Source organism: Variovorax sp. 01T439_2 (genome assembly GCF_056398445.1).
This window is the reverse complement of sequence record NZ_JBFTPJ010000212.1, coordinates 1-7,154: the sequence shown is the minus strand read 5'-3', so window position 1 is coordinate 7,154 and position 7,154 is coordinate 1. Positions and strand designations below refer to the sequence as shown.

Annotated in this window: 4 protein-coding genes; all 4 read right to left on the bottom strand. The window is 67.7% G+C overall.

Annotated features, from left to right (window positions below; translation table 11 throughout):
- A partial coding sequence (gene glgX, locus AC1DOC_RS12285) for a glycogen debranching protein GlgX (protein WP_478129869.1) occupies positions 1-1,734 on the bottom strand: 1,734 nt, incomplete at its 3' end.
- Between the two features lie 26 nt (positions 1,735-1,760).
- Entirely contained in the window at positions 1,761-2,501 is a 741-nt protein-coding gene (locus AC1DOC_RS12280; RefSeq protein WP_478129868.1) for a mechanosensitive ion channel family protein, read from the bottom strand.
- Positions 2,502-2,559: 58 nt separating this feature from the next.
- Positions 2,560-5,889, bottom strand: coding sequence for a maltose alpha-D-glucosyltransferase (gene treS, locus AC1DOC_RS12275; RefSeq protein ID WP_478129867.1), 3,330 nt, complete (start codon positions 5,887-5,889; stop codon positions 2,560-2,562).
- Positions 5,890-5,899: 10 nt separating this feature from the next.
- A partial coding sequence (locus AC1DOC_RS12270; protein ID WP_478129866.1) for an alpha-amylase family glycosyl hydrolase occupies positions 5,900-7,154 on the bottom strand: 1,255 nt, incomplete at its 5' end.

Here is a 7,154-nt window from a genome sequence, read left to right as displayed (position 1 = left end):
GAGCGCGATGGTGCGCTCCACGAAGGTGATCAGCGCCTGCCGCTCGGGCGTGGGCGTCCAGTCGATCCAGCTGATGTCGTTGTCCTGGCAGTAGGCGTTGTTGTTGCCGTTCTGCGTGTGGCCGCGCTCGTCCCCGGCCAGCAGCATCGGCACGCCCTGCGACAGCAGCAGCGTGGCCAGCAGGTTGCGCTTCTGGCGCTCGCGCAGCGCGGCGATCTCGGGGTCCTCCGTCGGCCCTTCGGCGCCGCAGTTCCAGGAGATGTTGTGGTTGCTGCCGTCGCGGTTGTCCTCGCCGTTGGCCTCGTTGTGCTTGTCGTTGTAGGAGACCAGGTCGTCGAGCGTGAAGCCGTCGTGCGCGGTGATGAAGTTGATGCTCGCGTTGGGCCGTTTGCCCGACCAGCCGTACAGGTCTTCCGAGCCGGTGAGCCGCTTGCCGACCTCGCCGATCACGCCCGGGTCGCCCTTCCAGAAACCGCGCATGCCGTCGCGGTAGCGGTCGTTCCATTCGGCCCAGCCGAGCGGGAAGTTGCCCACCTGGTAGCCGCCGTGGCCCAGGTCCCAGGGCTCGGCGATGAGCTTGACRCGGTTGAGCGTCGGATCCTGGCGGATGGCGTCGAAGAAGCCGCCCAGGTTCTCGACCTTGCCGGCCTCGCGCGCCAGCGCCGAGGCCAGGTCGAAGCGGAAGCCGTCCACGTGCATTTCCTCGGCCCAGTAGCGCAGCGAATCCATCACCAGCTGCAGCGCATGCGGATGCTCCAGGTTGACGGTGTTGCCGCAGCCGGTGAAGTCGTCGTAGTAGCGCCGGTTGTCGGCGTTGACGATGTAGTAGGAGGCGTTGTCCACGCCGCGCATCGAGAGCGTGGGCCCGAGCTGGTTGCCTTCGCAGGTGTGGTTGTAGACCACGTCCAGGATCACCTCGATGCCGGCCGAGTGCAGCGTCTTCACCATGGTCTTGAATTCCTTCACCTTGCCCGAGGCGCTGTAGCGCGTCTCGGGGGCGAAGTAGGCCAGCGAGTTGTAGCCCCAGTAGTTCTGCAGGCCCTTCTCCGCCAGGTGCCGGTCGTTGAGGAAGCTGTGCACCGGCAGCAGCTCGATGGTGGTCACGCCCAGGCGCTTGAGGTAGTCGACCACGGGCGCGCAGCACAGGCCGCCGTAGGTGCCGCGCAGCTCGGGCGGCACGTCGGGGTGGCGCATGGTGAAGCCGCGCACGTGCAGCTCGTAGATCACCATGTCCTGCCAGGGCACCGAGGGCCGGCGGTCGTCGCCCCAGGTGAAGGCCGGCTCCAGCACGCGGCCCTTGGGCACCAGCGGCGCGCTGTCGCGGCGGTCGAACGAGAGGTCTTCGCGCTTGCTGCCGACCGTGTAGCCGTAGAGCGCATCGCCCCAGCGCAGTTCGCCCACCAGGTCTTTCGCGTAGGGATCGACCAGCAGCTTGTGCGGGTTGAAGCGGTGGCCCTCCTCGGGCTTGTAGGGGCCGTGCACGCGGTAGCCGTAGGCCTGGCCCGGGCGGGCTTCGGGCAGGTAGCAGTGCCATACGCCGTCGGTGCGCTCCCGGATCGGGATGCGCTGGATTTCATGGCGGCCCTTGTCGTCGAAGAGGCACAGGTCCACCCCTTGTGCGTGCTGGGAAAAAAGCGCGAAGTTCACGCCCTCCCCGTCCCAGTTGGCGCCCCGCGGATAGGGGCGCCCCGGCCAGACGGCCGAGATCGGATTGCGTTGGCTGCTGCGTGTCATCAAATTGGATGTGGGAGAAAGAAATTTCAGCGCGGCGGGCGCTCGCCGGGCGGGTTCGGCTTGGGCCTGGCCGTGCCGCTGCTGCTGTCGCTGCCGTCCTTTGGCAGGCGCGGCCACCAGCGTTCGATCTGCTCGGCCGCCCAGTCCTTGCCCGCCAGGCCGAAGGCCAGCGCCAGCGCGAACACCACGCCCGCCAGGATCACCAGGAAACTTTCGCGCACGATGTCGCCGCCCACCTTGACCTGGTCCAGCGCAATCAGGATGACGAAGGCCATGACCGCATAGCGCGCGATCTGGCCCAGCAGCATGGCGTCGCGCAGCTGCGCGCCCCGGAAGTAGCTCGACACCGSCTCTCCCACGAAGCGGGCAAAGTAGGAACCGAAGGCCAGCACCAAAAGGGCCACGAAAAGATTCGGCACGAACCACACCACGCGCCCGAGCAGGTCGGCGATGTAGCTCAGGCCCATGCCGTTGAAGGCCAGCAGCAGTGCCGCAAAGATCACCAGCCAATAGGCCAGCACGCCGAACAGGCTGCAGGTGTCGCCCGGCCAGCCGCCCTGGCGCAGGAAGTTGTCCAGGCCCGCGCGCTCGGTCAGCACGTTGAAGTTGATCGCGCGCAGCGCCTTGGTCACCGCAAAGCGCGCGGCCTTGGCAATGAGCCAGCCGGCAAGCACCACCACCAATGCAATCGCCAGGCGGGGCACGAAGGCCCCGACCTGGTAGAGCATTGCGTTCAGCGGCTCCAGGTGAATGCCAAATCGGTCCATGTTTCTCTCCGGTGCGTGGTTGCGGTTGCGGACGAAGGCGGCGGATGCGGTGCAAGCATCAACCGGGCCGCTCCACCTGCAGCAGCGCGAGCACGCCGTTCAGCGGCACCTGCGCCCAGTCGATGCGGTTGTTGAGCTCGTAGCGCAGCTCGTACAGCGCCTTCTCGGTCTCGAACAGCGCGAGCAGGTCGGCGTCGATGCGGGTGGCCTCCTCGCCCGCGCCGGCCTCCATGTAGCCGTCCAGGAAGGCCTGGCGTGCCGACTGCTCCCAGGCCGCGGCCGGCGGCCCCAGGTAGGCGGCCTCTTCCACGCTCTGCGCCACGCGGCGCAGCGCGGACCAGCGCGCATAGTTGAACGAGCGCAGCATGCCGGCCACGTCGCGCAGCGGCGAGCCCTTGGCGCGGCGCTCGTCGAAGCTGCGCGCGGGCTCGCCTTCGAAGTCGATGATCACGAAGTCGTTGTCCCGCAGCAGCACCTGCCCCAGGTGCAGGTCGCCGTGGTAGCGGCTCTTGATGCCGCCTTGCGCCTGCGGCCTGCGCGCCGCGATGGAGCCCTGCAGCGCGTCTTCCATGGCCAGCAGCGCCTGGGCATCGGGCTGCGCCGGCGCCGGCAGCTGGGCCAGCCTTTCGCGCAGCAGCGCCAGCGTGGCGGTGGCGTCGGCGCGGGCCTGCTCCGCATAGCGGGCGATGTCGCTGTCCAGCAGCGGCTCGGGGTCGAAGGCCGCCGCGCCGGTGCGCAGCGCAAGCGCCTGGTGCAGCTGGGCGGTGCGCCGGCCCAGCGTGGCCATGAGCGCGAGAAAACCGCCGTGCACGGCCATCGGGTCCGGCAGCGCGCCGTTGGTGGTGGCGAAGTCGCGCAGGAAGCGCTCCAGGTAGCCCAGCGTGTGGTCCCAGCCGTCGCCCTGGTTCGACACATAGGACTGCACCATGGCCAGGGTCATGGTGCGCCCGTCGTTGCCGGTGTATTCGAGCGCGCCCAGCACCGGGACGCAGTGCGGATATTTGGCCACCTCGGTCAGGAAGCGGCCCACCTCCAGTTCGGGGTTCAGGCCTTCGCGCAGGTGCCGGTAGCCCTTGAGGAACAGGGTCTCGTCGAGCGTGACCACGGTGTTGCTGCTCACACCGCTCGGCCGCCCGATCGGCAGGCTGGCGATGTCGGCCTCCACCTCGGCAAAGGCCGCCGTCGCGCGAAAGCGCAGCCGCCCCTGCGCGGTTTCCAGTTCCATGCCGCTGCGGATCGCCAGCACCAATTCGCGGCAGAAGGCTTCGTCATAGAACGCATCGCCCATCAGCCCCACCTGCGCCTGCTGCCGCACCTTGGCGAGCGCGGCCTGCGCGACGCCGGCCATGCGCTCCTCGTCGCGCTCTTCCCAGGCCAGTGCCAGCGGCATGAAGTAGGTGGCGCCGCCGGGCGGGCCGTCGAGTTCGAGCAGCGGCAGCATCCAGCTGAGCGGGCCTGCCTCCCAGATGACGTGGTCCGCCAGGCGCGCGCGCTCGATGGCGGTGCCCTTGGACGCATACCAGCGCTGGATCTCGATGTGGCGCGGCAGCGTCTCCAGCTCGAACTGGTTGCGCATGCGCTCCGACATGCCGATGCGCCAGGGCATCACGCGATCGCGGAAGAAGCTGGTCCAGCCGTCGAACAGCACCAGCGTGGGCCACTCCTGCAGCGCCACGCCTTCCTGGTGCCAGCTCGGCATCTCGGCATYGGAGGTGAGCCTGAACCAATAGAAGCCGTACGAGGCCAGCGTGAGCAGGTAGGGCAGCTCGCCGATCGGCGGAAACGGCGCGCGGCCCAGCATCTCGATGGGCACGCGGCCCTTGAAGGCCGACAGGTCCAGCTCCACCGGCTGCGCGGCGCGCGACAGGTTGAACACCGTGAGGATGATGTCCTCGTCGTACTCGCTCAGGTAGGCCAGGATCTTGCGGTTGCCCGGCTTCAGGAAGCGCCGCTTGCCGCGGCCGAAGGCATGGCTGGTCTTGCGCACGGCCAGCATGCGCTTGGTCCAGTTGAGCAGCGAGCTGCTGTCGCGCGCCTGCGCCTCCACGTTGAGCGCCTCGTAGCCGAACATCGGGTCCATGATCGGCTGCAGGTACAACCGCTGCGGATCGGCGCGCGAGAAGCCGGCGTTGCGGTCGGGGCTCCACTGCATGGGCGTGCGCACGCCGTTGCGGTCGCCCACGAACACGTTGTCGCCCATGCCGATCTCGTCGCCGTAATAGATGATGGGCGAGCCGGGCATCGACAGCAGCATGCCGTTCATGAGCTTGACGCGGTCGATGTCGTTTTCCATCAGCGGCGCCAGGCGCCGGCGGATGCCCAGGTTGATGCGCGCGCGCAGGTCGGCCGCGTACATGGTGTACATGTAGTCGCGCTCCTTGCTGGTGACCATCTCGAGCGTGAGCTCGTCGTGGTTGCGCAGGAAGATGGCCCACTGGCAGCCCTCGGGAATGTCGGGCGTCTGCTGCATGATCTCGACGATCGGATGCCGGTCTTCCTGCGCGATGGCCATGTACATGCGCGGCATCAGCGGAAAGTGGTACGCCATGTGGCACTCGTCGCCATCGCCGAAATATTCGCGCACGTCTTCCGGCCACATGTTGGCTTCGGCCAGCAGGAAGCGGTTCTTGTACTGCGCGTCGATGGCGGCGCGCACCTTCTTGATCACCGCATGGGTCTCGGGCAGGTTCTCGTTGCTGGTGCCGTCGCGCTCCACCAGGTAGGGAATGGCGTCGAGCCGGAAGCCGTCCACGCCCATGTCGAGCCAGAAGCGCATCACCTTGAAGATGGCTTCGAGCACCGCGGGGTTGTCGAAGTTGAGGTCCGGCTGGTGGCTGAAGAAGCGGTGCCAGTAGTAGGCCTTGGCCACCGGGTCCCAGGCCCAGTTGGAGGTCTCGGTGTCGGTGAAGATGATGCGCGTGCCCTGGTAGATCTGGTCGGTGTCGCTCCACACGTAGAAGTCGCGCTCGGGCGAGCCCGCCGGCGCGCGCCGCGCGGCCTGGAACCAGGGGTGGTCGCTCGAGGTGTGGTTGATGACCAGCTCGGTGATCACCCGCAGCCCGCGCTCGTGGGCGGCGTCGAGCATCTCGCGGAAGTCGTCCAGCGTGCCGTACTGCGGGTTCACGTCCTCGTAGGCCGAGATGTCGTAGCCGTCGTCGCGCAGCGGCGATGGATAGAAGGGCATCAGCCAGATGGTGTTGACGCCCAGTTCCTTCACGTAGTCGAGCTTGGCCGTGACGCCCTTGAAGTCGCCGATGCCGTCGTTGTTGGAGTCGAAGAACGCCTTGACGTTGAGCTGGTAGATCACCGCATCGCGGTACCACAGCGGGTCGTCGCTGATGTCGATCTCTACCGTTTCGAGCGCAATGTGGGAGACAGGGGCGTTCATCGTTGCGGCCTCACAGGAAGTAGTCGAAGTCGCGCTCGTCGCCGTGGCGCCGCCGCACCACGAAGATGTGCGCGGGCACGCTGTGCGGATCGAGCTTGACGTAGTGCCAGCCGCCCTGCCAGATGAAGCGCTGCCCGCTCAGCAGGTCATGCATCTGGAACGGGCGCGAACGCTCGACGTTCACGCTTTCGGGGTCGAGCTCGAGCCAGCCCGACTGCACGTTGTGCGGATCGAGGTTGACCACGGTCACCACCACGTTGTCGCCGCCCTCCGACACCTTGGCATAGGCCAGCAGCTGGTCGTTGTCGATGCGCAGGAAGCGCAGGCCGCGGTCCCGGTGCAGCGCCGGGTTCTCGCGGCGGATGCGGTTCACGCGCGTGATGAACGGCGCCAGGCTGCCCGGGTCGTCGTGGTTCCAGTGGCGCAGCTGGTATTTTTCGGAGTCGAGGTATTCCTCGCTGCCGGACGAGCGCGGCCGGTGTTCGCGCAGCTCGTAGGCCGGCCCGTAGATGCCGTAGTTGGCCGCGAGCGTGGCGGCCAGCACCAGCCGCGCCATGTAGACCGAGGCTTCGCCGCCCTGCAGCTGCTCGTGCAGGATGTCGGGCGTGTTGGGCCACACGTTGGGCCTGAAGTAGTCCACGCCCGGCGGCGTGGAAAGCTCGGTGAAGTATTCGACCAGCTCCTGCTTGGTATTGCGCCAGGTGAAGTAGGTATAGGACTGCGAGAAGCCCAGCTTCGCGAGCCGGTGCATCACCTTGGGCCGCGTGAAGGCCTCGGCCAGGAAGATCACTTCCGGGTGCTGGCGCCGGATCTCGCCGATCACCCATTCCCAGAACGCGAAGGCCTTGGTGTGCGGGTTGTCGACGCGGAAGATGCGCACGCCCTCGCCGATCCAGTGCTCGATCACGCTGCGCAGCTCGGCCCACAGGCCGCGCCAGTCCTCGCTCTCGAAGTTGAAGGGGTAGATGTCCTGGTACTTCTTGGGCGGGTTCTCCGCGTACTGCACGCTGCCGTCGGGGCGCCAGCGGAACCAGTCGGGGTGCGCCTTCACGTAGGGATGGTCGGGCGCGCACTGGAAGGCGATGTCCAGCGCGACCTCCAGCCCGTGCGAGGCCGCCTCTGCGCAGAGGTGGCGAAAGTCTTCCGCCGTGCCCAGCGCCGGAAGAATGGCCTTGTGGCCGCCCTCGGCCGCGCCGATGGCCCAGGGGCTGCCGACGTCGTCCGCGCCGCTGGCCGGGCTGCCGACGTCGTCCGCGCCGCTGGCC